Source organism: Shewanella sp. 10N.7, from assembly GCF_020806285.1.
Classification (GTDB): Bacteria; Pseudomonadota; Gammaproteobacteria; order Enterobacterales; family Shewanellaceae; genus Shewanella; species Shewanella electrodiphila.
Map to the genome: position 1 here is coordinate 1 of NZ_JAJGZS010000025.1, position 24,819 is coordinate 24,819.

At 42.0% G+C, this 24,819-nt stretch carries 19 protein-coding genes; 8 read left to right on the forward strand and 11 right to left on the reverse strand.

The features are described from left to right. The 4 genes from LMH66_RS15380 to zntR form a co-directional block, all read right to left on the reverse strand. A partial coding sequence (locus LMH66_RS15380) for a cytochrome c3 family protein (protein ID WP_229371053.1) occupies nt 1-1,385 on the reverse strand: 1,385 nt, incomplete at its 3' end. A gap of 501 nt (nt 1,386-1,886) precedes the next feature. Then, entirely contained in the window at nt 1,887-3,206 is a 1,320-nt protein-coding gene (locus LMH66_RS15385; RefSeq protein WP_229371055.1) for an IS4 family transposase, read from the reverse strand. Between the two features lie 341 nt (nt 3,207-3,547). Further along, a complete protein-coding gene (locus LMH66_RS15390) occupies nt 3,548-4,915 on the reverse strand; it encodes an SO_0444 family Cu/Zn efflux transporter (protein WP_229371057.1) in 1,368 nt (455 codons plus the stop codon). 8 nt (nt 4,916-4,923) lie between these two features. Next, nucleotides 4,924-5,379: a Zn(2+)-responsive transcriptional regulator gene (zntR, locus tag LMH66_RS15395; protein WP_229371140.1), complete on the reverse strand. Its 456-nt coding sequence runs from the start codon at nt 5,377-5,379 to the stop codon at nt 4,924-4,926. A gap of 328 nt (nt 5,380-5,707) precedes the next feature. Between zntR and purH the strand changes: the two genes are divergently transcribed. Further along, nucleotides 5,708-7,297 carry a bifunctional phosphoribosylaminoimidazolecarboxamide formyltransferase/IMP cyclohydrolase gene (gene purH, locus LMH66_RS15400; protein ID WP_229371059.1) on the forward strand — a complete coding sequence of 530 codons (1,590 nt, stop codon included), beginning with the start codon at nt 5,708-5,710 and terminating at the stop codon, nt 7,295-7,297. Between the two features lie 83 nt (nt 7,298-7,380). After that, complete coding sequence (purD, locus tag LMH66_RS15405) at nt 7,381-8,682, forward strand: phosphoribosylamine--glycine ligase (protein ID WP_229371061.1); 1,302 nt, start codon at nt 7,381-7,383, stop codon at nt 8,680-8,682. A gap of 94 nt (nt 8,683-8,776) precedes the next feature. Here the strand turns inward: purD and LMH66_RS15410 are convergent, their stop codons facing one another. Further along, the gene (locus tag LMH66_RS15410; protein ID WP_102526409.1) at nt 8,777-9,646 is read right to left on the reverse strand and encodes a hypothetical protein; all 870 of its coding nucleotides are present in this window, start codon (nt 9,644-9,646) and stop codon (nt 8,777-8,779) included. A 108-nt stretch (nt 9,647-9,754) separates the two neighbouring features. Further along, a complete protein-coding gene (locus tag LMH66_RS15415; protein ID WP_157936180.1) occupies nt 9,755-9,907 on the reverse strand; it encodes a hypothetical protein in 153 nt (50 codons plus the stop codon). 613 nt (nt 9,908-10,520) lie between these two features. Here LMH66_RS15415 and uvrD point away from each other — a divergent pair. From uvrD to LMH66_RS15440, 5 genes are all read left to right on the forward strand, one after another. Then, nucleotides 10,521-12,689, forward strand: coding sequence for a DNA helicase II (gene uvrD, locus LMH66_RS15420; RefSeq protein ID WP_102529807.1), 2,169 nt, complete (start codon nt 10,521-10,523; stop codon nt 12,687-12,689). A 206-nt stretch (nt 12,690-12,895) separates the two neighbouring features. After that, nucleotides 12,896-13,777: a 4-hydroxybenzoate octaprenyltransferase gene (gene ubiA, locus LMH66_RS15425; protein WP_229371063.1), complete on the forward strand. Its 882-nt coding sequence runs from the start codon at nt 12,896-12,898 to the stop codon at nt 13,775-13,777. Between the two features lie 99 nt (nt 13,778-13,876). Further along, complete coding sequence (locus LMH66_RS15430) at nt 13,877-14,764, forward strand: alpha/beta hydrolase (RefSeq protein WP_229371065.1); 888 nt, start codon at nt 13,877-13,879, stop codon at nt 14,762-14,764. Between the two features lie 38 nt (nt 14,765-14,802). Next, nucleotides 14,803-15,822, forward strand: coding sequence for a hypothetical protein (locus LMH66_RS15435; RefSeq protein WP_229371067.1), 1,020 nt, complete (start codon nt 14,803-14,805; stop codon nt 15,820-15,822). 270 nt (nt 15,823-16,092) lie between these two features. Beyond that, entirely contained in the window at nt 16,093-17,343 is a 1,251-nt protein-coding gene (locus tag LMH66_RS15440; RefSeq protein ID WP_229371069.1) for a YeeE/YedE family protein, read from the forward strand. A 114-nt stretch (nt 17,344-17,457) separates the two neighbouring features. Here the strand turns inward: LMH66_RS15440 and LMH66_RS15445 are convergent, their stop codons facing one another. The 3 genes from LMH66_RS15445 to ubiD all read right to left on the reverse strand — a co-directional run bounded on the left by LMH66_RS15445 (nt 17,458) and on the right by ubiD (nt 20,497). Then, nucleotides 17,458-18,036, reverse strand: a complete 579-nt coding sequence (locus LMH66_RS15445; RefSeq protein WP_102529812.1) for a nucleoside triphosphate pyrophosphohydrolase family protein — start codon at nt 18,034-18,036, stop codon at nt 17,458-17,460. Nucleotides 18,037-18,229: 193 nt separating this feature from the next. After that, on the reverse strand, nt 18,230-18,928 hold the full coding sequence (fre, locus tag LMH66_RS15450; protein ID WP_102528037.1) for an NAD(P)H-flavin reductase: 699 nt from the start codon (nt 18,926-18,928) through the stop codon (nt 18,230-18,232). Between the two features lie 87 nt (nt 18,929-19,015). Then, nucleotides 19,016-20,497 carry a 4-hydroxy-3-polyprenylbenzoate decarboxylase gene (gene ubiD, locus LMH66_RS15455; protein WP_229371071.1) on the reverse strand — a complete coding sequence of 494 codons (1,482 nt, stop codon included), beginning with the start codon at nt 20,495-20,497 and terminating at the stop codon, nt 19,016-19,018. 203 nt (nt 20,498-20,700) lie between these two features. Here ubiD and LMH66_RS15460 point away from each other — a divergent pair, with 203 nt between their 5' ends. Further along, on the forward strand, nt 20,701-21,300 hold the full coding sequence (locus LMH66_RS15460; RefSeq protein ID WP_229371073.1) for a hypothetical protein: 600 nt from the start codon (nt 20,701-20,703) through the stop codon (nt 21,298-21,300). 971 nt (nt 21,301-22,271) lie between these two features. On the opposite strand, the gene LMH66_RS15465 is transcribed toward LMH66_RS15460, so the two are convergent. Next, nucleotides 22,272-22,547 (reverse strand): transposase, encoded by a 276-nt coding sequence (locus LMH66_RS15465; protein ID WP_102528034.1) that lies wholly within the window; start codon nt 22,545-22,547, stop codon nt 22,272-22,274. Between the two features lie 827 nt (nt 22,548-23,374). Further along, nucleotides 23,375-24,736, reverse strand: coding sequence for a magnesium transporter (gene mgtE, locus LMH66_RS15470; protein WP_102528033.1), 1,362 nt, complete (start codon nt 24,734-24,736; stop codon nt 23,375-23,377). Between the last annotated feature and the right edge of the window lie 83 nt (nt 24,737-24,819).

The following is a 24,819-nucleotide window of genomic DNA, read 5'->3' on the forward strand; positions in this document are numbered from 1 at the left end:
TTGTGACAAGTAGTACAGCTATCAGTAGTCACAGCATGACGACGATCGTATTCTGTTTCTTGTGATAAATCAGCAAGCTCAGTTACTGGCGAGTAGCTAGTGAATGAAACACCGTATTTGCCATCATCATCGTTCCAGTTTCCACCTTTAAAGGTCAAGCGAGAGCTTGCCATTATTTGGGCTGTTTGAAGATCTAATGTTGGATGACAGAAAGTTTTAGAACCGTCAGCGTTGTATGACTCTTCGTAGCTACGAGACTCACGCCCAACAATCGACTCATTGTGGTAACCATGAATGTATGTGCTGGCATAACTAAGTGTACCGTCAGCATATAGTGTTTCGATGCTTAGTTGCTCTTCGCCTTTGAATAAACTTAGGTCAGTACAATAAGCACCAGTGTCATTCATGTATACAGCAGAAAGTGTAGTTGAATGCTCAGCACGGATTACTTGACGCTCATCGATACCAATTTTTTCTGATTTAGCGTGGAATTCACGTGCATCAAAATCACTGTTTGCCATAATGAATTGTGCAGAAGCAGAACCCGTTGTGTGACAATCACTACAACCATTACCTGCAATACTTGTATTCATCACTGGCTCAGCGTGACAGGTATAACAGTTAGTTGGTGTAAAGTCTTTTTCAAACTTCTGGTGATTGATGTGACCTAGTTTCTGCATAGTCGCTTTAGCATATCCGCCAGTATCTAAAGAGTTTCCTTCAGAATCGACATCACGAGCTACGTTGTTATGACAAACCATACAACCGCCAACGAAATCTACTTCGCCATCAGTATTTAAAGCAACATAACCGCTATGTCTGATATCTGAAGTCGCGTAATCAACGTGACATGAATAACAGGTTTCAGTTGTTGTTGTGTGAGTCATCTCTGGTTTGTTTACAATAATGTAAGGTGAAGAAGCGATGTTATCTCCGCCACCTACTTGTAAACGAATTAGCCCTTCAGTATCAGCTTGAACAGCTGCCATTGGCGCGACAAATTCGTAGTGACCATCGTCAAGCATAGTTAACGTTGCACCTTCATCGCTTGCAGATGCACTGCCACCAACAGAGCCATCACGCGAACGTTGAATGCCATGGTCAGTTTTTGCAGCTAAATATACTGCAGCATTTTCAAGGCCATTGATTAATGCATCATCTTCATCTGTAATCACAAACTCGAGTGTCACTTGACCTTCTTCAACCAAATGTGAAATAAATTCTACATTAGTCACTTCAGAAGCTTCTACTACTGGTGGAGTTGGTCCTGGACCTGGTTCACCTGGTGCGCCATCTTCGCCGTCTTTACCATCGCTACCACAACCTGCAATCCCCATTGCTGCTGCAACAACGAATGCTAATCTGCATTTCGTTAAATTTTTCATCATCACTCCGAATAAGTTTGATACTACTTTGTAGGTATAACCCATTTGTATCTTAGACTTTTTCGCATTTTTAAAGAGTGACAACAATCACACGCATCATGATGATATGTTGTATTTATAACCTTTATGCTAGAAATTTGACGCAGATCTAAATCAATACATGCTTATATAATTAAAAATAAACCCAAAAAAATTAAGCTGATGTTTTTATTGACAAAAATAAAACATTAAATCAAGGATATAATTTTAAAACACCCATAATCATAGCTTTACAACAAAATTAACTATTAATTTAGTGAGCAAAATGCCAATTTTTTAATAGTATTAATGAACACTTAAGCTTATTTTAAGATTAAGTATTCCATAGCAAGTCATTAACAATGTAACCATATGTATCGGAAAGACTTTAATTACAAATAACCCCAATATTAATATCATGCTGATAGCGCAAATAGAAGTCACAAAAAAGCCGTCATCAGACTAATGCCGTTCGGATAAGCATTACTGTTTAAATCTAAGTGGATAGCGGCTAGGTATATAAAGCACTGAACGTGGATACGTTCGGTGCTTTCTTTTATCAGGTAAGATAAAGTGTTTTATATCGGCTCGCATTTGTTTCAATTTAGCGGGCAACTTTCCATCAGGTGATAGAGCCTGCCACCTCAATTGGGTATCTATTAGACTTATTGCTGCCGTAAAACTAATTCGAGAGGGCGCAACCTCTGCCTCTTTTGCTATCGCAACCATCTCTAGGCGGATAAGATTATAAGCGATAAGCATGCCCCACAGTTCTTGCCTTACTCCTTCTGCAAACCTGCTGCGTAATGTCACCTTACTTTGTAGTTGAGTTTGCTTAAGCTCACCGTATCCTTCTTCTATTTCCCAGCGTTGCCAGTAAATATTAAGCAATTTTTCTAGTGGATACTTTTTGGGGTCAATAAGTGAGGTAACAAAGCCTTTTATTTCGCCTTTAGGCGCTTGATAAGCGATAAAACGTGCCCGCCATGTTTCAGGGAGCTCTGGATTTTTCTTTCTCGCCTGTGGTGAGACTGGCATATCGATGAGTAAGTCATTATTCGCAAATTCTTCAACCACCTCATAGCGCATTTTTGACTTTACTGGTGTCAGCCAGTGTCGCAGAGTCCCTGCAGCTTGCCAGTTTAGCAATAAGTCAGCTGAAAAATAACAGCGGTCAAATAACGTTAAAGAGTTATCTGAAGCGTCTTGAGCTATGCGTTGAGCCAGCGTAATTTCGCCTACGTGACAGCCATCAAAAGCCGCACCCAATACCATTCTGGTTTCTGTCGATATCAGGCTGACAAGTCGAAGCTGGGGATAAGGTTTGTGTGTTTTTGAAATAAAACCAAACTCGTTTGCGTTCTCTTCTGAGTCTTGGCAACGAAACACGGTGCCATCAACAGCGAGAGTTGTAAGCCCCAGCTCATTATTCCCACCTAAAGCTTGCTTAAGCCAAGCTGAGATAGTGGATTTAAATAGGTATGACATTGGGGCTTCACCTAGGCGACGGCGACAATCTGTTAGTACACTCGGTGCGACACGAGACCAGTTGTTATTGCCAGGTTGAAGTGCGATATCCATTGAGCTGCAGACTTCTTTTATGGATTGATTACGGATTAATCCCATCCATAGCACGAGCCAGACGGCTTGCTGCGCAGGCAAGCGACGATTACGAATGCTTGCCTTGTTGGCTGAAAGTAATGATTGTTCTATCCACTGTGAATCAATAGCTTCCATTACAGAAGCATAATTCCCACTTTCTTCTACTGACTCATGAACTAACTCAAGCTCTTGCGCAAACATAAAAAATCCCCACCAGAATACTGGTAGGGATTATCTTTCATCTGCAGGATCGTTCAAGTGTTCTTAACCGATCGGCATTAACTATAATAAGTGGCTTTTTAGGGGGTCTAGGCAGTTTTCTTAATATAGGCTATGCCTATCAATGATATTTACTGAGCTTGGTTAACGCTCAAAAACATGGACTTTTTCGATACCGAATGACTTACCTTCAGCATGGAAAGTGGCATAAAACTCAGAATGGAACAGCGGCATATTGGACATAGTTCGGACGTTAAAAAGGCCCTTTCGGGCCTTTATTGAACGGCATATTTTCAGTAATTAAAGTTCCACCTATACAAGCATTAAGAACAACAGTCCCTTCTCATACTCTTTTTAGGTAACTTATCGTAAATCACTTTTGCCATTAGTAGTGCCAACACAATACCCGAGCCTATGGTGACATACGAAGGAAGCAGTTCATGCTCGTGACCAATTTGCGGCATCACCACAAAACCAAACTCTGCCACAAGATAGTTAACCAATACACCAAACGCTAATGCGACACCCAGTACGCCGCCTAGATAGCCAAACAAGGCGCGCTTACCTAACTCTTTAGTGACAACGCCTAAAGTCGCGATATTGGTAGCAGGACCTGCCATCATGAACACCAATACCGCACCAGGTGAAACACCAGCCAATAACAAACCAGCCGCAATTGGCGTGGATGCTGTAGCGCAGATGTACATTGGCACAGAAATCAATACCATCACTAACATAGCCAATATGCTATCACCCCACTTGGCAAGAAAATCACCAGGCACAAACGTCTGTACTAATGCAGCAAAGAATAACCCCACCAACAACCATAACGTGGTATCTCTGACTAAATCAGTGGCGGCATAAACCAACCCTGATTTCACTCTTGATAATATTGACTCACTTTTAAGCTCTGTCGCCATGTCTTTAGTGGATTCACAGCAGCTTTCAGACGATTCAGCAGCGAGATCCGGCTTACTTGAACAACAACAGGTCTCCTCTGTCATAAGGTTAGCTTTATCCGCTTTGCTTGCACAACAGCTAGCTTTGTCTGACTTAACCTCAGCTTTATCCACTTTACTAGAACAACAGCTGGTTTTTTCAGGCTGTACCGCCTTACTTGAGCAACAGCTTTTAGTCTCAGTTGTACTAGCCATCATAGGCGCTGTATCAGGTGTAAATTTAGGCGCTGCGCTGGCTTTATTTTTACTGCAGCAAGAAGAAGTCACTTCACCTTTATCGCCAAGCTCGCGGGCTAATTTTTCACCCTTATCTAACTTAGTTTCAACGATTTCAGGCTTATCATCTCGACCGACTAATAGCCCAGCCACAACAGCACTGGTGATAGCAGCAATAGGGCGAATAATGGCCATAAATGGCCCTAATAAAACATAAGACACCGTTACTGAATCGACACCCGTTTCAGGCGTCGACACTAAAAATGATGTCGTTGCAGCTTTTGAAGCACCCGAGCGACGAAGTCCCACTGCCGCCGGAATAACCCCGCATGAACACAGCGGCAAAGGTGCGCCAATAACAGCAGCCTTAACAACAGTTTTTAAACCGTGACCACCCAGCTGTTTTTGCATCCACGCCATCGGTACAAACACTTTTAACAAGCCAGCCAACACTAGGCCTAATAACAGCCACGGCGCTGACTCTAAAAATAACTCAATAAAATTACTTAATAACATAATATGTCCTACCCCTGCTTTTCTGCATGAAGGTGATGTTCAACTTTTGGGCTTAACTCTTTATCGGTTGATTCTAGCGCCTCTAAAATAGAGCAATGCTCAGCACTATCAGGTCCGCCGCAACACGCCTGTGATAATTTATTTAATGAACTGGCAAAAAATTCAAGCTCTGCGATCTTCGCCTGTACTTGTTCTAACTTGGTATCCACCAAGCCTTTCACATCGGCGCAGGCCCAATTAGCTTTGTCCAACTCAATCGATAACAGCTCTGCGATATCATTTAAACTAAAGCCGACCGCTTTCGCACGAATAATAAAACGTAATTTTTGCGCATCATCTTGGCTATATAGTCGATACCCTGCCTCTGAACGAGTTGAAGATGCCAATAAACCGTGCTTTTCATAAAATCGCAGCGTATCTGTTTTAACATCAAATAAAGTCGCGAGTTCGCCAATTCGATACATATATTTACCTGCCCAGTGAAAACTTAAATTCAAACCTTTACCAGCTTAATAAGCCAATTATAAACCTTGGAGTTAAATCCAAGGTCAAGGGTTTTATAGAACAAAGTTCACCCCCTTACTTTGTTCTTATTTCAATATTGTGAAATCGCGCATAAATTTCCCGAAATAACACTGATTACGTTAAAATACGCGCGTTTCATTACGGCCCACCTAAAAACAATAAGATGAAGGGCGTAGGAACTTTGGCAAAACAGATTTCACGCAACTGTGTTCGAGTAATTCTGTTTTGCCAAACTTCCTTAAAATAAATAGTGGACACTGTACCTACATGAATACTGTCAGACCTATTCGTCGCGCGCTGTTAAGCGTATCTGATAAAACTGGAATGCTTGAGTTTGCTAAAGCATTACATGAGCAAGGCGTAGAATTACTTTCTACTGGTGGCACCGCTAAATTACTTGCTGATAATAATATTCCAGTGACCGAAGTCTCTGACTACACAGGTCATCCTGAGATCATGGATGGTCGTGTTAAAACTCTGCATCCAAAAGTACACGGTGGCATTCTAGCCCGTCGTGGTATTGATGAAATCGTGATGGAACAAAACGCCATCAAACCAATCGATTTAGTTGCCGTTAACCTATACCCATTTGCTTCTACTGTAGCAAAAGAAGGTTGTACCCTTGCCGATGCTGTTGAAAACATCGATATCGGTGGCCCAACAATGGTGCGTTCTACCGCTAAAAACCATAAAGACACCACGATTGTTGTTAACGCTAGCGACTACAACCGCGTCATTGCAGAAATGCAAGCAAACGAAGGTAGCACCACACTTGAAACCCGTTTTGATCTAGCGATTGCAGCGTTCGAGCACACTGCAGCTTATGACGGCATGATTGCTAACTACTTTGGCACTATGGTTCCTGCCCACAGTAAAGATGAGTGTCACGAAGATTCAAGCTTCCCACGTACATTCAACACTCAGCTAATCAAAAAACAAGATTTACGCTACGGTGAAAACAGCCATCAAAAAGCGGCTTTCTATGTTGATAGCAACATTGATGAAGCCTCAGTTGCAAGTGCAACACAATTGCAAGGTAAAGCGCTGTCATACAACAACATCGCCGATACTGACTCAGCACTAGAATGTGTTAAAGAATTTGACGGCCCAGCTTGTGTCATCGTAAAACATGCTAACCCTTGTGGTGTGGCATTAGGCAACACCATTCTTGAAGCTTACGATCGCGCATTCAAAACTGACCCAACGTCAGCATTTGGTGGCATCATCGCCTTTAACCAAGAGTTAGATGCTGATACCGCAAAAGCCATTGTTGACCGTCAATTTGTTGAAGTGATTATTGCGCCAACAGTAAGCCAAGCAGCACGTGATATCGTGGCAACAAAAGCTAACGTACGTTTATTAGAGTGCGGCCAGTGGAATACTAAAACCACGACTCAAGACTTCAAACGTGTTAACGGCGGCTTATTAGTTCAAGACCGCGACCAAGGCATGGTTGATGTGGCTGACGTTAAAGTGGTATCAAAAATACAACCAACAGCCGAGCAGCTAACTGACTTAATGTTCTGCTGGAAAGTGGCTAAATTCGTTAAATCTAACGCGATTGTTTACGCAAAAGATGGCATGACTATCGGTGTCGGCGCTGGCCAAATGAGCCGTGTTTACTCAGCTAAAGTGGCTGGCATTAAAGCGGCTGACGAAGGTTTAGTGGTTGAAGGTTCAGTGATGGCATCGGATGCCTTCTTCCCATTCCGTGACGGTATCGATGCAGCAGCGGCTGCAGGTATTAGCTGTATCATCCAACCGGGTGGCTCAATCCGTGATGAAGAAATCATCGCAGCGGCAGACGAGCACGGCATTGCCATGGTATTTACTGGCATGCGTCACTTCCGTCACTAAATAGCATTTGAATAGAGCAGCCTCATTTGGCTGCTTTTTTCGTTTTTAAAAGATTATATTTTTAATTGTTTGAGGGTGAATCAATGAGAGTCTTAGTAATAGGCGGCGGCGGGCGCGAACATGCGTTAGCTTGGAAAGCAGCACAATCACCACAAGTTGACACTGTATTTGTCGCGCCAGGCAATGCGGGCACGTCTTTAGAGCCAAAACTAGAAAACGTCGACATTAACGTTGAAGCGATTTCAGAGTTAGTTAAGTTTGCTCAAGACAACAAAATTGAATTGACGATTGTTGGTCCAGAAGTGCCATTAGCACTGGGCGTAGTCGATGCTTTTAACGAAGCAAAATTACCGATTTTCGGCCCTACCCAAGGCGCTGCGCAGCTTGAGTCTTCAAAAGCCTTTACCAAAGACTTTTTAGCACGTCATAACATCCCAACAGCTGACTACTCAAACTTCACTGAAATTGAAGCAGCAAAAGCGTACTCAGCAGAGTTAACCTCAAAAACAGGTTTCCCTGTTGTGATTAAAGCTGACGGCTTAGCAGCAGGCAAAGGCGTGATTATCGCTGCTGACCAAGCTGAAGCTGATGCAGCTATCGAAGACATGCTAGCAGGCAACAAGTTCGGTGAAGCCGGTTCTCGCGTCGTTATCGAAGAATTTTTAAAAGGTGAAGAAGCCAGCTTTATCGTGATGGTAGACGGCAAAAACATCTTAGCAATGGCCACCAGCCAAGACCATAAAGCCCGTGATAACGGCGATTATGGCCCTAATACTGGCGGCATGGGTGCATACTCACCAGCCCCTGTTGTCACCCAAGCCGTTCACGATTGGACGATTGCAAATGTTATCCGCCCAACGGTTGATGGCATGGCAGCAGAAGGCAATGTATACACTGGCTTCTTATATGCAGGTTTAATGATTTCTCCAGATGGCAGCGCAAAAGTACTTGAGTACAACTGCCGCTTTGGCGACCCAGAAACACAACCAATCATGATGCGTCTACAATCAGACTTAGTTGAGCTTTGTCTAGCAGCCACCCGTGGTGAGTTAGATACTGTGACTGCAGAATTTGATTCACGCGCAGCAGTCGGTGTTGTACTTGCAGCAGGCGGTTACCCAGATGCATACCGCAAAGCTGACGTGATTGACGGTTTATCTTTAGGCGACAACAACGCCAAAGTATTCCACGCTGGCACAGCAATGAAAGACGGCCACGTTGTCACTGCAGGCGGCCGCGTATTGTGTGCTACTGCGTTAGGTAATACAGTTACAGAAGCACAAGCAAGCGCATACAAGTTAGTCGATGCCATCCACTGGGATGACGTCTACTTCCGCACTGATATTGCCTACCGTGCGATTGCACGTGAGCAAGGGAAAGACTAATTATTTAGTTTGTACTTGTAGTTGAAGCGATAAAAATAGAATCCCTGTGATGGCAACTAATGCCAAAAATCATAGGGATTTTTTATCAAACATCTTAGCTAAATCTCGAATAATCGATTGCAAAAGGATGCTTACGTTTTAAATACTCAGCGACTTCAAACCACTCAAGATCAACACCAACTTTTTGCCCACTTATTAGCTCTAATTCAGCCATGTAATGTTCAAAATTTGTTTCTGAAGCTTTACTCGAAATAAATTTTTCAATCTCAGATTTTGCAAATTTCACCGAACTCTCTACCAGTGTTCTATTTTGCATATGCATTTCAGATATAGCATGAGCAAAACCTTCGATTGCTTCAGTAAATTCAAATTTCATCCCATTAGATAACTTCTCTTTCGGAACTTTGAATTTGATAAGCTCTTCATAATTAATGAATATATTGAAACCAACTAGAGTTTTATTATCTTGCTGATTATTACTTATTGAAGTTGTGAAAGTGGAGATTGGCAAATTTCTATGTTGCGAATTATTTCTTATTTTACAAGCTATGACATAACCCAAATTGTTATTATACAGTTCTTCTCGTTTATCTATGATTGATTGTTCTATGTCTTGACTACCTGTTAAATCCCTAGAAAAACACCTTTTTTTGTCTTCGTGATAATGAATATCGAGATAAGCTTTACCTAAATTAAGTAAATTAAAAGCTAACCGATTTAAAGAGCTTCTTATCTCATGATTCAATACATAATCTATTGGTTTAGATACACTCCTTAATCGCCAGTAATCTACTTTATTCTTATATTCCCAGAATTCTTCAATAACTTGATCAAATAAAACTTCAAGGTCTAAATACTTCGATAATATTTCTTTATTGCGCTGAAGCATATCAGCTTCTTCAGACGATAATTCAAAAGTAAGATGAGTAAAGCCATTCATATTTTCGATTTTTAATTTATCCATAGTTACTCTTTTTTATCTTATCCAGTCTAGTTAAATCAAATGAGGTTTTATACATGTTAACTTTACCCCATTGATGTACTTGTTACGCTAAACATTATCGTAAAAACATCAACTTAACCAATTGCCTGCCGCAGGCTTATGTGCAGATACAACTGCGAGGCGCTGCAAGTACATCCATGTAAGCTCTGCCAAAACATCCATGTTTTGGAAGCTCGCTGCTGCATCTACACTGGGATTATTACTTCTTCGATTTAACTTCATTTGGGTATTCTAAAAAGCTCGAGCATACAATTTGAAGACACCATATGACTTGAGGCCATCAAGTAAATTGCGTGAGTCTAGCCATGGATGGCTAGCTAGCTTTCGAAGGGAAGGGACGCCCCATCGAAAGCGTTAGTCATTTTCGAAGATGGTCGAAGTAGAATCAAAAAGAAGCTAAAAGCTGGATCCATCCTTGTAGAAATCTTTCGCTTTTCAGAAAATTTCGTTAAGGCGGCAGGGTGATCCAAGAGGGTATTGCTGTTGATACCCTTTTGGTCTGGTGTGGGCGAAGCGTCACGACTTTGATTTTTTTCAAACGATAACTTCAAAATTTGAAATAATTTTTGGGGGGCAGAATGTGTTAGTTTTTAACTGGCTTCCTCACCAAAAAGTATCAAACAATATTATAAATTATCAAACACTATTAAGAGTTACCAAACGTTAATATAAACTCACAATTAGCTCATTATCCCCTTCTTAATTTGAGTATCAATGAACTGTAATTAAGATATTCATCGCTTGTTATCCGTGCTTATACGATTAAGCCTCCTTGCACCCTAGGATCCCATGGCATTGAACTGATATACTGCCCGCTTGATTTTTGGGAGGACCAATGGACGTATCATCATTATTAGATGGCTTAAACGAAATGCAACGCGAAGCCGTAGGGGCACCGCTTTCTAGCATGCTGGTTTTGGCTGGCGCAGGCAGTGGTAAAACGCGGGTATTAACCCATCGTATTGCTTGGCTAATGCAGGTTGAACAACAAAGTCCATACTCCATTCTAGCGGTAACCTTTACCAATAAAGCGGCGGCAGAAATGCGCGAACGTGTGGAAAAGGTCGTTGGCACAAACATGGGCCGCATGTGGATTGGAACCTTCCATGGCTTAGCGCATCGCTTATTACGCACCCATTATCAAGATGCGAATTTACCGCAAAGCTTTCAGATCATTGATTCTGACGACCAATTACGTCTACTAAAACGTATCCTTAAAAGTCTAAATTTAGACGAAAAACAGTATCCTCCTCGTCAATGCCAAGGCTATATCAATGGTAAAAAAGACCAAGGATTACGTCCTAAGCATATCGATGCGGGCAATTTCCCCATTGAGCAAAACCTTTTAAATATCTACAAAATTTACCAAGAGTCATGCGATCGCGCAGGCTTGGTGGATTTTGCTGAAATATTATTGCGCGCCCATGAGTTATGGCTCAATAAACCTCACGTATTGGCGCACTATCAAGAACGTTTTAAGCATATTTTGGTGGACGAATTTCAAGATACCAATGCGATTCAGTATGCCTGGATCAGAGTATTAGCGGGTAAGTCAGCTAATGTGATGATTGTGGGTGATGACGATCAATCTATTTACGGTTGGCGTGGTGCGCAAGTTGAGAACTTACACCGTTTCTTAACTGACTTTCCTGGTTCAAATACGGTTAGACTGGAGCAGAATTATCGCTCAACAGCCAATATCTTGAATGCCTCGAATGAACTCATTGCTAATAATCCTGAGCGTCTAGGTAAAAAGCTGTGGACCGAAGATAAAGCCGGTGAGCCCATCGCCATTTATTGCGCCTTTAATGAGATGGATGAAGCGCGTTTTATTGTCGGCAAAATGGCTGAATGGCATGCAAAAGGGGGCAATCTAGCTGATTGTGCGATTTTATACCGCTCAAATGCACAGTCACGTGTCCTTGAGGAAGCGCTGTTACATAAAGGCTTAGCTTACCGAATCTATGGTGGTTTGCGTTTCTTCGAACGCCAAGAAATTAAAGATGCCATGGGCTATATGCGACTCATTAATAACAAAGATGACGACGCAGCCTTTGAAAGAGTGGTGAATACACCAACCCGTGGTATCGGTAATCGTACTTTAGAAATTATTCGCTCAACGGCTCGCCAGCAAGAAATGACCATGTGGCAAGCCAGTGTGCGATTAATGGAAGAGAAAGTATTAACTGGCCGTGCGGCGAATGCCGTTAATGGCTTCATGGATTTAGTGATTGGTATGCGCACCGACACCAGTGACATGAGTTTATATAGCATGGCTGATACAGTGATCCAGCGTTCTGGTTTACGCGCCATGTACGAGGCTGAAAAGGGCGAAAAAGCCCAGTCTCGCGTAGAAAACTTAAATGAATTAGTCACCGCTGCGCGCAGTTTTGAGATGCCAGAAGAGCTGGAAGATATGGGCGAGCTAAATGCCTTTTTATCTCATGCCGCACTTGAGGCAGGTGAAGGGCAAGCCGATAAGTTTACCGATGCGGTGCAGCTTATGACTTTGCATTCGGCTAAAGGTCTTGAGTTTCCAGTGGTCTTTATGGCGGGCGTTGAAGAAGGGATCTTCCCAAGTAAAATGGCATTGGATGAAGGCGATCGTTTAGATGAAGAACGCCGCTTATGTTATGTGGGTATGACCCGCGCAATGCAAAAACTGTACATCAGTTACGCTGAATCTCGTCGCATTTATGGCCGTGAAGATTACGCCAGTCCTTCTCGTTTTATTGGTGAAATCCCATCGGAATATGTGGAAGAAATTCGCATGAAAGCGTCGGTATCAGCACCAGCGATGAGCAGCCGATTTAACGTGCCTCGCCAGTCAATCGCCAATGACAGTGGCTTTAAAGTGGGACAAAAAGTGAAACACTTTAAATTTGGTCAAGGCATAGTGACTGACTTTGAAGGCACAGCCGATAAAGCCCGAGTACAAGTTAATTTTACTGATTTTGGCAGCAAATGGTTATTAGTCTCTTTAGCCAAATTGGAAGCGTGTTAATAGAGAAAGTGAGCCGTTTTCTGTTTAATATCATTTGTTGATATCGATCAAGCAATTGCCATGAGAATAAGCTTTAATGGCTTTTGCTGATTAATTCAATTTTCAGCGTGTTAGATTATTATTTTGGCCAACACATAATAAAGAACGTCATGACAGTGTGACTAATAAGAAGTGAATAAACTTCAAATGCGGGAGTGAAGTTAGCCATGGCAGTATCCTCATGGACGCTAAAAGAGAAAATTTCGATTTACCAACGTTTAACACGTTTAGACAGACCCATTGGGACTTTGTTGCTCATGTGGCCATGCCTTATGGCACTGGTATTAGCGGCTGGTGGTATGCCGGATATAAAGGTACTGGTTATCTTTGTATTTGGCGTGTTTATCATGCGTGCTTGTGGCTGTGTGATTAATGACTTTGCCGACCGAAAACTCGATGCCCATGTCGAGCGGACTAAACACCGCCCTTTAGCTTCTGGTGAAGTCAGTAGTAAAGAAGCCTTATTACTATTTGTGGTGATGGCATTAATCGCCTTTAGCTTAGTACTGTTTTTAAACCCGCTGGTGGTTAAGCTTTCTGTGGTGGGTATCATTCTCACCATCATGTATCCGTTTATGAAACGGGTCACCAATATGCCACAGATGTTTTTAGGCATTGTTTGGAGCTGGTCAATCCCCATGGCCTATGCCGCCCAACTGGGTTATGTCCCCATTGAAGCATGGTGGCTATTTGCGGCTAACTGGTGCTGGACAGTCGCATACGACACCATGTATGCCATGGTGGATAGAGATGATGACTTAAAAGTCGGTATCAAATCGACAGCAATTTTATTCGGTCGCTACGATAGAGAATGGATTGCACTGTTTCAACTGGCTGCGTTAGTGTGTTTCATCTGTGCAGGATGGTCGGCTGAACGCGGCTTATTTTATGGCATTGGTATTAGCTCGTTTATTGTTTTTAGTGGCTACCAACAATGGCTAATTTACAGCCGTGAACGGGCACCTTGTTTCAAAGCTTTTTTGAATAATAACTGGGCTGGATTTGCCTTGTTCGTTGCACTCGCTGCTGATTATATGTTGCCCTACTAATTTAGTGTGAAAACGGTACAATAGCCTGAATAATAGCTGGGTCAATCAGAGGCTCAGCATTAATCAATAGCGCTAAAACAACATCAACAAGGATAGCTGATGCACACTTTTTTATTGCTGGTTGTGGCGGTAATGGGGTTATGTTTATCAACCTTACCGACGCCAGCAAAGGCAAATGATGCCTTTTCCATTCCTAATACAAGCTCCATTACACTAGAAGACTCAGACCGAAGCTATAAGGTGTTTATTAAGCTGCCTAATAGCTATCAAGAGAACGATCCCGCTCAGTATTACCCTGTGGTCTATATGACCGATGCCATGTACAACTTTCAAGTGGTTTCAGGTGTTACTCGATTACCAATGAATATGCGCAATATGCAGCAAGCGATTTTAGTGGGGATCGATTGGCAAGAGGGCATGAGTCCTGCGGCAAGTCGTATTCGTGATTACACCCCAAACTCAGATGAAAGCTGGAAGCGTAAAACCGGCGAAGCCGAACGCCATTTGCATTTTATTGCGAATAACTTGATGCCCCATATCAACAAAACCTACCGCACTATACCTAGCCAAAACACCTTAGTGGGTCATTCTTTAGGTGGGTTATTTGGCGCCTATAGTTTACTGACCCAGCCGGATTTATTTAATAATTACTTATTGAGTAGCCCTTCTCTGTGGTTTAACGATAAACAACTGATGAAGCAATTTCGCGGCAGTGACTTTATGCTTAAAAGCATCAATGCCAAGGTGTTTATTGCCATTGGCGAGTATGAAACGGCTGAGCTGACTGATTTCGGTCATGATATGGTTAATGATGCGAAGGAATTTAAAGCCATCTTAGAGCAAAAAAATAGGCTGTCGGCGACCCAAGGGGTTAATGTCAAATTGCAGGTTATTGCCGAGGCAGATCACAGCATGGCATTTCCAACCGCTGCGATTCAGGGCTTAAGTTGGTTTTTGCCTCAGCAGAATAGGTTGGCTTTGCACTAATCAGCTAGCTCACGGTTTATCGTTACAAGGAGTGTATTGTGAAACGTTCGCTTAAATTTCGTTTGGGCTTTTTAGCCCTGGCCATTATCAGTTATGTCATCGGTTTTCAGGTGATGCCTGAGCAGCTTAATAGCACTTATGAAATGACGGTTGTGAGTGGTATTTCTGTGCTTTATTTTCTGGTTTTACCGGTACTTTATTGGATTGCAATTATCAATATCGGTAAGCAAAAACCATGGAAAATATTGGCGATACTCAGCTTAAGCGCCTTGATGGCACGTTTGAGCTTTCCTGAAGACATTGCCAGTTACTTTGAATTTGTGATGTGGGTGCGCTATCCCATTCTTGCGGTTATTCTACTGTTTGAAATTTACTTATTATTTAGTGTGATTAAAGGTTTATGGCAGGCAAGAAAACTAAAAGGCGACCCAAGAATAAAAGCACTGAATATTAGTGACGATGAGAAAAGCCAAATGGTAGGCATGATCATGGCGGGGGAAGCGGCTAATTGGTTTTACAGTATTCCTAAGTTTAGTGCTAATCACCCCAAAGCAATAACCAATATTAAGCTACTGAGTGCCAAAGCTTGGTTCATGTGGTTAATGATTGGCTTATGTTTTATTGGCTCGACTATCGCGTATTTATTGTTAGTGGACTGGAGTGAAATAGCGGCAATTCTGGTGTCGGCTATTGTCGGTTATGGCTTTTTGACCTTTATCGCGAACTACAGAATATCTCGGCATTATTCATTGTATGCCCATGATGACAAACTGGTGATTAACAATAGTATTTGGGGGTTGTTGATGGTGAATATCGCTGACATTAAAGCGGTGACCATCACTGAAACAACCAAAACCAAGGATGAAGACATTTTGTTTGTTGGCCGTGGTGATGTCGCCAATGTGACGGTCGATTTTAACCAAACGCAACGTTATTTTGGCGCCATGGGGCAATTACCAGAGCCAATTGAGCAGCTATTACTGGTGGTGGATGAGCCACAAAAGCTACAACAAACCATCGAGCTTGCTCAATCCAACAAGGCAGACTCTGAGCCGTAAACGTTATAAAAGCTCGATGTTAATACTGCTTATAATTCTACCTTGCTCACTATCCTATTCATTATTCTACTCACTATGCCACTCATAGAGTGGCATTTTTTTGTTTCAGGCATGAGCTAGTCCAAAGTGGTATATCAATCAGGCGGGTTTCAATAGACATCAGTATGATGATTCACCACAATTACCGAAAAACTAACAACGATTAAAAGCTATTTAAATCAATAGCTTTGTAACTAAATTGTTTCATAAATATTGGTAAATGTTACAGCTATGAATAACAAGCAAGCTCTGTTTGGTCTCATCATACTCATGCTAACTCTGGTTGCTGGGAGCACTTTGCTCAGCTCTGATGGGTTGTTTCTTCGGTTACTACTAGGGTTAAGTTTAGGTTTTGCCCTTGCGAAAGGCTCTATTGGTTTTGCGGGAAGTATTAATCGTGCATATCGACGTGGTTCAACGCAACTATTACAAACCTTGATGTTTATGTTTGTTATTACGGCCTTTATCAATGCAGGTCTGTTGATGAATACCGGATACAGTCAGTTTGATCTGTGGATTAATCCAATCAACTTGGGCTTATTGCTAGGCGGGGTGATGTTTGGTGCTGGGATGAGTTTATCAAGCTGTTGCGCCACTGGCATGATGGTTGAATTTGTCAGTGATATTCCACGGGCTGCGACTACGTTAGTGTTTTTTGGCGCTGGGGTATTTTTTGGCTTTCCATTACAAAGCGGACAGGAGTGGATAACTGATACTTGGGTTTCTTCTCAAAGCTATGACGGTAAAGGAGTATTTTTACCTGACTTATTCGCTAATACGCCTTTGAATGGCTACTTTATGGCGATGGTGATTACCTGTTTATTGGCATTCATTGTCGTAGTACTTGCTAAAAAGTATGAGAGCCACCGTCGCCAGAATGGGTCGTATTTAGGCGTCGATGGCGAGCTAGCCCGCCAACAGTTAGCTCAGCAAGAAGACAAACCCTTTAAGTTGTGGAGTGTGGAAACATATCGAGCATGGTTTGCTAGCTTATGGCAAATGCGCACCACAGCGTTAGTGATTGCAATTATATTTGGCGTCATGATGGCTAGTACGGGGTCAGGCTGGGGCGCTTCAACGCCATTTGGTATTTGGTTTGCCAAAGGACTGATGTTGTTTGGCGTAGAGCTAGAGACTATTTCAGCTATGAGTGATCGCCCTGAAGGCATGTTTACTACGGCATTTTTTGACCATGAAATATCAGTGCAGAACATGGCGATATTTTTAGGTGCGTTAATTGCGGTATTGTTTATGGGTAAGTTCCGATTTTCATTACGCTTAAATCATTCTTATAAACAGTTTGCCTTATTTGCTTTGGGCGGGTTGTTGATGGGCTTTGGCACACGCTTTGCCAATGGTTGTAATGTGGGCGCTTTATTTACGCCAATCGCTAACTTTTCATTATCGGGTTGGGTGTATTTGGTTGTGCTGATTTTAGGTGGAATTATTGGCAATCGTTTTCAGCGCTGGGCGGTTTCTTAAAGAAATGCTTAATAGAATGTCATAATAAGTGCTCACTCAGTGATTATTTGCCATAAAAAAGCGCTCATGAGAGCGCTTTTTTGTTTTCGGCTTGGGGCTCAGCTCAAAGGGAGATCAGTTCGTAACTAATTTAGCTAAATCTGCAGGGCGATAATAAACGGATTTTAATACCTTACCTTGGCGAACCACCTTACCTGCCATTTCCACATCTTTGGCACACTTGGCAATGATAAACTCACCTTTAGTGCTACCGACAATTTCAACACCTTGCTTGGCATAATGAGCAATAGTTTCGGTGAGTTCTTGCTCGTTGCGGCACACTTTACTCATGTTGCTTGAATGAACTTCATCCCAACATTCAATGAAGTTAACTTCACGGTTTTTAGCAACGGCGAGTAATAAATCTATCAAATAGCTGATCTCTAAACGATCGGTCATATTCGATGCGCCCAGGTGTACTAAACGGCCCATAAGCACATAAACAGAATCAACAATGGCATCAGCTTGTTCAACACGGCAATCTGCTTCTGCGAGCTCTGTGAGCTCTTCAATAATCAATGAAGTGTGTAGGGTATCTGCTTTGTCGTCTAGGCTAGCTGCATTTTCAATGGGCAAATCAAAGGTGCTACGAAACTCTCTGATATCACGATATAAATGGTCATAAATGGGTTGGTCTAATACAGATAACTTCATTATTTATTAAGCCTAGAAAGTAGTAAATAGGCGAATATGGTAATGAATTGACAGGGCTTGTTCAAGATAAACGGTGATTCAATTAACTTAACTTTGAAAATAAATAGTGAATATCAGTTTTTAGAAAATGGCTACTGATAAACAAAAAACCGACTGGTAAAAGTCGGTTTTTTTAGTGTGCTTTTAAATAAACTTATTTGATAAATGCGAAGGCATCACCATAAAGGTGAGCTTCATCAACGCCCATTTCACGAAAGACTTCACGTGCTGCACCAACCATATCAAAACGGCCTGCAATGTAGATGTCGTAACCCACTAAGCTGACATAGTCTTGCTTAATTTGCTCAAGCAAATTGGCTTGTTTGCCATTCCAGTTAGCAGGTGCTTCTTCGACAACAGGCACAAACTCTAACCAGTTGTGATCAGCATGCCATTGACGGGCAATCGCTTGATAGTACATTGCATCTTCAGTGCGGCAGCCCCAGTAGAATTGAGTTGCTACTGTTTGACCTAACGCGATTTGATTTTCAATGATGCTTTTGATGTAAGAGAAACCTGTACCACCAGCTACCATAATACGTGGACGTTGGCTTTCAACGCGTAAAAAAGCATTACCTGCTGGGGCTTCAATGTCTATGTATTCATCATTTTTTAGACGTTCTACCACTTGCATTGGGTAGCTTTCAGAAACAGCAGCGCCGATATGCAGTTCAAGCAGTTCTGCATTTGGTGCAGATGCTATTGAGAAAGGACGTTTGTCTTTTTCTCCCATCACGATCGATAAGTATTGCCCAGCTTGGAACTCAAAAGCCGCTTCAGGCTTAAGAAATACCTGAAAAACTGCGTCATTAAACGCGGTGACTTTTTCAACTTTACAGCGAATGGTGTTCATCTAACGTCCTTTGTGACCCTTTCTGAGAAGGGTTATTTTCTTTTTATATGTGGGTTCTAGGTCAAGCTAGTGTGATATAGATCACCATTATAGCGTTGGAGTGTCATCAATACCTAATTCTTCCCAAATATGATCAATCTTTTCTTTCACTTTGGTGTCCATCACTATCGGCGTACCCCATTCTCTGTCAGTTTCGCCAGGCCATTTGTTAGTGGCATCTAAGCCCATTTTTGAGCCTAATCCAGCTACTGGTGAAGCGAAATCTAAGTAGTCGATTGGGGTGTTATCTACCATCACAGTGTCACGGGTTGGATCCATACGGGTAGTAATAGCCCAAATGACATCTTGCCAATCGCGGCAGTTCACGTCTTCATCTACAATGATGATGAACTTAGTGTACATAAACTGACGTAAGAATGACCAAGCGCCCATCATCACGCGTTTAGCATGACCTGCATATTGCTTACGAATCGAAATCACTGCCATACGGTACGAGCAACCCTCTGGCGGCAAGTAGAAGTCGATTATTTCAGGGTATTGCTTACGCAAAATTGGCACGAATACTTCGTTCAGTGCAACCCCGAGCATCGCAGGTTCATCAGGTGGACGACCTGTGTAGGTGCTGTGATAAATAGCATCTTTACGTTGGGTCATATGGGTGACAGTAAAGACTGGGAACTTGTCTGTTTCGTTATAGTAGCCTGTGTGATCGCCGTAAGGACCTTCTTCAGCCATTTCTTCTGGGTCAATATAACCTTCTAAAATGATTTCGCTGGTAGCGGGGACTTCTAAGTCGCAACTTAATGCTTTACAGACTTCAGTGCGTTCACCGCGCAATAGGCCGGCAAAGGCGTACTCACTCATTGAATCTGGTACAGGAGTAACGGCGCCTAGAATGGTCACAGGATCTGCGCCTAGAGCTACAACAACAGGGTAGCGCTCACCTGGGTGTTTTTCTTTAAAATCTTTAAAGTCTAACGCGCCACCACGATGGTCAAGCCAGCGCATAATAAGCTTATTTTTACCGAGTAATTGCTGGCGATAAATACCTAAGTTTTGGCGTTTCTGACGTGGCCCTTTAGTGATGGTCAGGCCCCATGTTACTAATGGAGCGACATCCCCAGGCCAGCAGTGTTGAACTGGTAGTTTGGTTAAATCCACATCGTCACCGGTAATAACCACTTCCTGACATGGAGGATTACGCACGGTTTTAGGCGGCATGTTCAAGGCTTGCTTGAATTTAGGGATTTTAGCAATCGCGTCTTTAAAGCCACTAGGAGGTTCTGGCTCTTTTAAAAATGCCAGCAATTCACCGACTTCACGCAGCGCTAATGGATCTTCTTTACCCAATGCCATGGCCACACGTTTAGGTGTACCAAACAGGTTAACTAGCACTGGCATGCTGTTATTTGTTGGGTTTTCAAAAAGCAGGGCTGGACCACCAGATCGTAATACACGATCGGCAATTTCTGTCATTTCTAGATTGGGATCAACAGGATAACTAATACGTTTCAGTTCACCGTTGGTTTCTAGGTGATCGATAAAGCTACGTAAATCCTTAAAACTCATGGCTTATTCACTCTATTGTTAATCGCTCTTTGGGGCGCACTATAGCATTTTTATAATATTGGGTTAAGCCAAGATTATTAGTAGGACGGAATTTTGAGGTAAACTGAAATGAGTAAAGTTTGCCCGTTTCTTCATGTGAGTTTTTGTTTGAACCCAATTGTCAGGTAAGTGGGAATGAGCTGAAGAAACTAAGGAGTAATAGTATGACTGATAAACATGATGACCGAGAGCTTTTGCACCGTAGGCTTTACGGTTTAATAATACTCACGCCTCTTTTACTAACTGTGTATTCAAGTGCTATTAATGCTGAAGTATATACTCATCATCAGCTCTCTAAAGTGGCTGCTGATGAACATTCGCGGCACGCTACAAGTTATTCGACAGGTAAGCATGTAAACGATCGGTACTCTCGCCATTCAGGATCGTCAGTGAGATGGGGTGTAGGTTATAACAATTATTGGGGCCCGAGCGTTGGTATTGGTTGGAGTAGCGGTTGGAATAATCGATGGCATAACCGCTGGGGCTATAATGGTTGGCGTTCCCCATATCGATACGATTATTATGATCGTTATTACCGTGATCGATATATGAATAATAGACCGCGCAGTAATTACGTTCAAAAAGCGACGCCGATCGAAGCGCCTAAACGTACTACAACCAGTATTGAATATGCCAAAGGACTGACTCAGCTACCAGAAAATGCGCGAGTAATTCAGCGCGATGGTCAGACTTTTTATCAATGGGATGGTAAAGAGTACTATTTTGATTGGTCTACAGAGCGTTATCTGTCAGTGAGTCAATAAGCTCTTATTCCGCTAATTCTGAACAATATGATCACCAGTACCTGTGACAGTATGTTTTTAACTTAAAAATGGTGAGATGCAGATGTTATTCGAGCTGTCATTAAAAGTACCATTGAATAGAAAGGTAAAAGCCCTAATGAATCCATTTCATTAGGGCTTTTGTTGTTGCATTGTCTTACGACATTTTATCGTTACATATTATTATTTTTATTCCCTGTAACGTACTTCAAAATAGCCGCTGTTGTTTATGGGGGCACAACAGCAATTATTAAGAATGAACTGACAAACTTGCCTGTCATTATATTTTTATTATCCCTTCCCAATCGCTTTCGCTGATGAGAAGTCAAGCAAGTTTGTCGTAGCACTTTACGCTGTGAACCTAACCTTAATTACCACTAGATCCAGCATAATAAATTGACAAGATATGTTGCTAGTTTTAACTCTCGCTGGGGATCGAAAGCTAAACAACTTATCTTGCCGAAACTGCTAATGATTATTGAGTAACTCGCTTAACTTAGTTGTTCAATAAAACATTATAAAATTGACAAGAAGAGTGACTGTTATCAGCTAATTATAACTGCCTAATATTCGCTGGGGGACGAATATTAAAGCCACTTTTCTTGCCTGAACCGCTAATGAAATTTTAAGACAAACCACTCACTCATTTGCTCAAATTCTCACTGTAAAATTGACAAGAGAAGTGACTGTTATTATCTAACTGCTTAACCTTCGCTGGGGGACGAAAGCTAAAGCCACTTTTCTTGCCTGAACCGCTATTGAAATTTTAAGACAAACCACTCACTCATTTGCTCAAATTCTCACTGTAAAATTGACAAGAGAAGTGACTGTTATTATCTAACTGCTTAACCTTCGATGGGGGACGAAAGCTAAAGCCACTTTTCTTGCCTGAACTGCTAATGAACCAATATTTTTATTGTGTTCACTTATTTATATTCATTACTGGCTTCGAACTAATTACTATTGATTGCAACCAGTTGCTGGTTTAGTTGAGACAGCTTACGTTGTAAGTTCGCTATTTCAGCTGTGATGGCGCTTTTGTTCATAGTGGCGCTTTTGTTCATAGTAGCGCTAAGTCTCTGGTCTTTCTTTCTCACCCATTGATAAATGGTTTTAGCAGACACACTGTACTGTTTTGCAACATCCGAAATTAAACGGTTTTGCTGTTGAACTTCCATGATCACTTGCTGTTTAAGCTCGGTTGTATAAGTTCTGTTTATTGCTGTCATAACACTACCTACTACTTAACTTGATGCTGTTACTATTCGTATTCAATTTATTACTTAAGCCGATAACTCTATGACTTGATATTGTTATCCACATCCCAACAGCTAAAACCAAGATGATGAAAAAAGTTCCATTGGTATTGGCATTGCTCAAAGATAACTTTTAGATGCTCCATGTTTTTCTCCTTTATCATATTTTGTGTCTTCACTGTTGCTCCAAATGGGTCTTTTGTGGTGAAATTGGTCAAATATCAAACTACCCCTAAGGTGGTATATATCTATATGGAATACTTGTGCCAATTTTGTGATAAATATTTTTTCATTTAAAAACAGCGGCTTAACTTTTTAAAGTGATAACTCTAAAATATAAGGTCGCCCCTTATTGGTGCAAAATGTCTGATCTGGTGCAAAGTTGCGTGTAATTGGTAAAGAATAATAACCAGTGTTGTCAGCAAGGATTTTACCTTAAGTTTGTGTCAGAAATTTGATCGTCTAGCTAAGAAGGTAAATTAGCAATATAGGCGGGAACAGTGGTTTTAGCTTTCAGTGATAAATTATATAAAAGTTACAAAAATGACTGCTTTAATTTCTTATAAATCATAGGTGTAGCTAAGTAGGTTTGTATGAATAAATCTCTGAAGTTATTATGTGAAATCTGCGTTTGAGAGTTTGAACTTTAAGATAGCCAATATGTATAGAGTACAAGGCTCGTAAACTGCAGGGGTTTGGCTGTTTATGTTATCCATTAGCTTAGGATAGATGTTCTAGCCTCGTATGATGAGGCTAGCGATGGTGGGATTTTTTACTTACCGTTTACATTAAGTGACTGATTACATGAGGAATATTGTTGCAAGCCCTAAGAATGCAAATAAGCCAATCACATCAGTGACGGTTGTCAGTACCATGCCACCAGCAAGTGCTGGATCGATGTTGAGTTTTTTAAGTATCAACGGGATACTTGCACCAGCCAAGCCTGCGACAGTCATATTGATTAGCATGGCCCCGCCAATTAAGCCGCCTAATGCCATGTCATCTTTCCAAAGCCATACCGCAAAAAATACCAGTACAGACCACATGATCCCGTTAAGGAAACCAATGGCTAACTCTTTACCGATAAGCCAACGGGAGTTACTTTGACCAATATGGCCTAGTGCAATACCACGTATAACCAGCGCTAATGTTTGGTTACCTGCAACACCGCCCATACTTGGCACAATGGTCATTAAAATAGCAATGGTGGCAAACTGCTCTAAGGTGCCTTCAAACATGTTACTTACTGATGCAGCAAGTAACGCAGCAAATAAGTTAATTGTGAGCCATAGAGAGCGTCTGAAGGTACTTTTCATGACGGGGCCGAAGGTGTCTTCGTCATCATCCATACCAGCCATCCCCATCATGGAGTGTTCGGCGTCTTCACGAATAACATCGACCACGTCATCAATGGTAATACGACCTAACAGCTTTTGTTCTTCATCTACGACAGGGGCTGAAATCCAGTCATGGCGTTCGAATAATTGCGCGACTTCATTATCAGGCATTGCCACAGGGATACTTTCAAGCTCAGGATCCATAATGGTTCGGATCGTTTCGCTCGGATTACAAGTGAGCAAGTCGGCTAAGCGAACTCCGCCCAATACATGATCGTTTCGATCAACGACATACAAGGTATCAGTCGTATCGGGTAAATTCCCGCGCTGGCGAAGGTAGCGTAATACTACATCAATATTAACGTCTGGTCTGAGGGTGACGGTATCGGTGTTCATGATACTGCCAGCGGTGTCGTCAGGGTATAACAATGCTTGCTCTACACGGTGACGATCTTGGCTGCTCATTGATTGCAGTACTTTTTTATATACTGCGTCAGGAAGGCTTCTTAAGATATAGGCTAAGTCATCGGTATCCATACCAGAGGTAGCTTGTGCGACTTTTTCGGGTGTCATACCGCTGATGAGCGAATCTTTAAGTTCTTCACCAAGATCTTCTAAAATATCACCCGCTTGCTCTTGGTCAATGAGTTGCCATAGAACTTGACGAGTTTTAGGTGGAGAAGATTCAAGGATGAGGGCGACATCTGATGCTGCCATATCATGGAGCATGTTTCTAACATGGACAAACATACCGCTGCCCAAAGCTTGAGTCAGCTGATTTAGGCGCTGTTCGGTAAGCTCGCTGTCGATTACTTCGATACTCATTCGCCACTCCTCAAAAATTCGATTGCCAATATTAACTTAACAGGGTGGAAAGGGAGAAGCAGTTTCTAAGCGTCGTCAAGTTA

What these genes read in the sequence shown, in the direction of transcription:
- LMH66_RS15430 (WP_229371065.1), top strand. Translation starts at nt 13,877, where the DNA reads ATGCACACTTTTTTATTGCTGGTTGTGGCGGTAATGGGGTTATGTTTA.
- zntR (WP_229371140.1), bottom strand. Translation starts at nt 5,379, where the DNA reads ATGTATCGAATTGGCGAACTCGCGACTTTATTTGATGTTAAAACAGAT.
- LMH66_RS15415 (WP_157936180.1), bottom strand. Translation starts at nt 9,907, where the DNA reads ATGAAGTTAAATCGAAGAAGTAATAATCCCAGTGTAGATGCAGCAGCG.
- ubiA (WP_229371063.1), top strand. Translation starts at nt 12,896, where the DNA reads ATGGCAGTATCCTCATGGACGCTAAAAGAGAAAATTTCGATTTACCAA.
- LMH66_RS15390 (WP_229371057.1), bottom strand. Translation starts at nt 4,915, where the DNA reads ATGTTATTAAGTAATTTTATTGAGTTATTTTTAGAGTCAGCGCCGTGG.
- LMH66_RS15465 (WP_102528034.1), bottom strand. Translation starts at nt 22,547, where the DNA reads ATGACAGCAATAAACAGAACTTATACAACCGAGCTTAAACAGCAAGTG.
- LMH66_RS15445 (WP_102529812.1), bottom strand. Translation starts at nt 18,036, where the DNA reads ATGAAGTTATCTGTATTAGACCAACCCATTTATGACCATTTATATCGT.
- LMH66_RS15410 (WP_102526409.1), bottom strand. Translation starts at nt 9,646, where the DNA reads ATGGATAAATTAAAAATCGAAAATATGAATGGCTTTACTCATCTTACT.
- uvrD (WP_102529807.1), top strand. Translation starts at nt 10,521, where the DNA reads ATGGACGTATCATCATTATTAGATGGCTTAAACGAAATGCAACGCGAA.
- LMH66_RS15385 (WP_229371055.1), bottom strand. Translation starts at nt 3,206, where the DNA reads ATGTTTGCGCAAGAGCTTGAGTTAGTTCATGAGTCAGTAGAAGAAAGT.
- LMH66_RS15440 (WP_229371069.1), top strand. Translation starts at nt 16,093, where the DNA reads ATGAATAACAAGCAAGCTCTGTTTGGTCTCATCATACTCATGCTAACT.
- LMH66_RS15460 (WP_229371073.1), top strand. Translation starts at nt 20,701, where the DNA reads ATGACTGATAAACATGATGACCGAGAGCTTTTGCACCGTAGGCTTTAC.
- purD (WP_229371061.1), top strand. Translation starts at nt 7,381, where the DNA reads ATGAGAGTCTTAGTAATAGGCGGCGGCGGGCGCGAACATGCGTTAGCT.
- mgtE (WP_102528033.1), bottom strand. Translation starts at nt 24,736, where the DNA reads ATGAGTATCGAAGTAATCGACAGCGAGCTTACCGAACAGCGCCTAAAT.
- fre (WP_102528037.1), bottom strand. Translation starts at nt 18,928, where the DNA reads ATGAACACCATTCGCTGTAAAGTTGAAAAAGTCACCGCGTTTAATGAC.
- ubiD (WP_229371071.1), bottom strand. Translation starts at nt 20,497, where the DNA reads ATGAGTTTTAAGGATTTACGTAGCTTTATCGATCACCTAGAAACCAAC.
- purH (WP_229371059.1), top strand. Translation starts at nt 5,708, where the DNA reads ATGAATACTGTCAGACCTATTCGTCGCGCGCTGTTAAGCGTATCTGAT.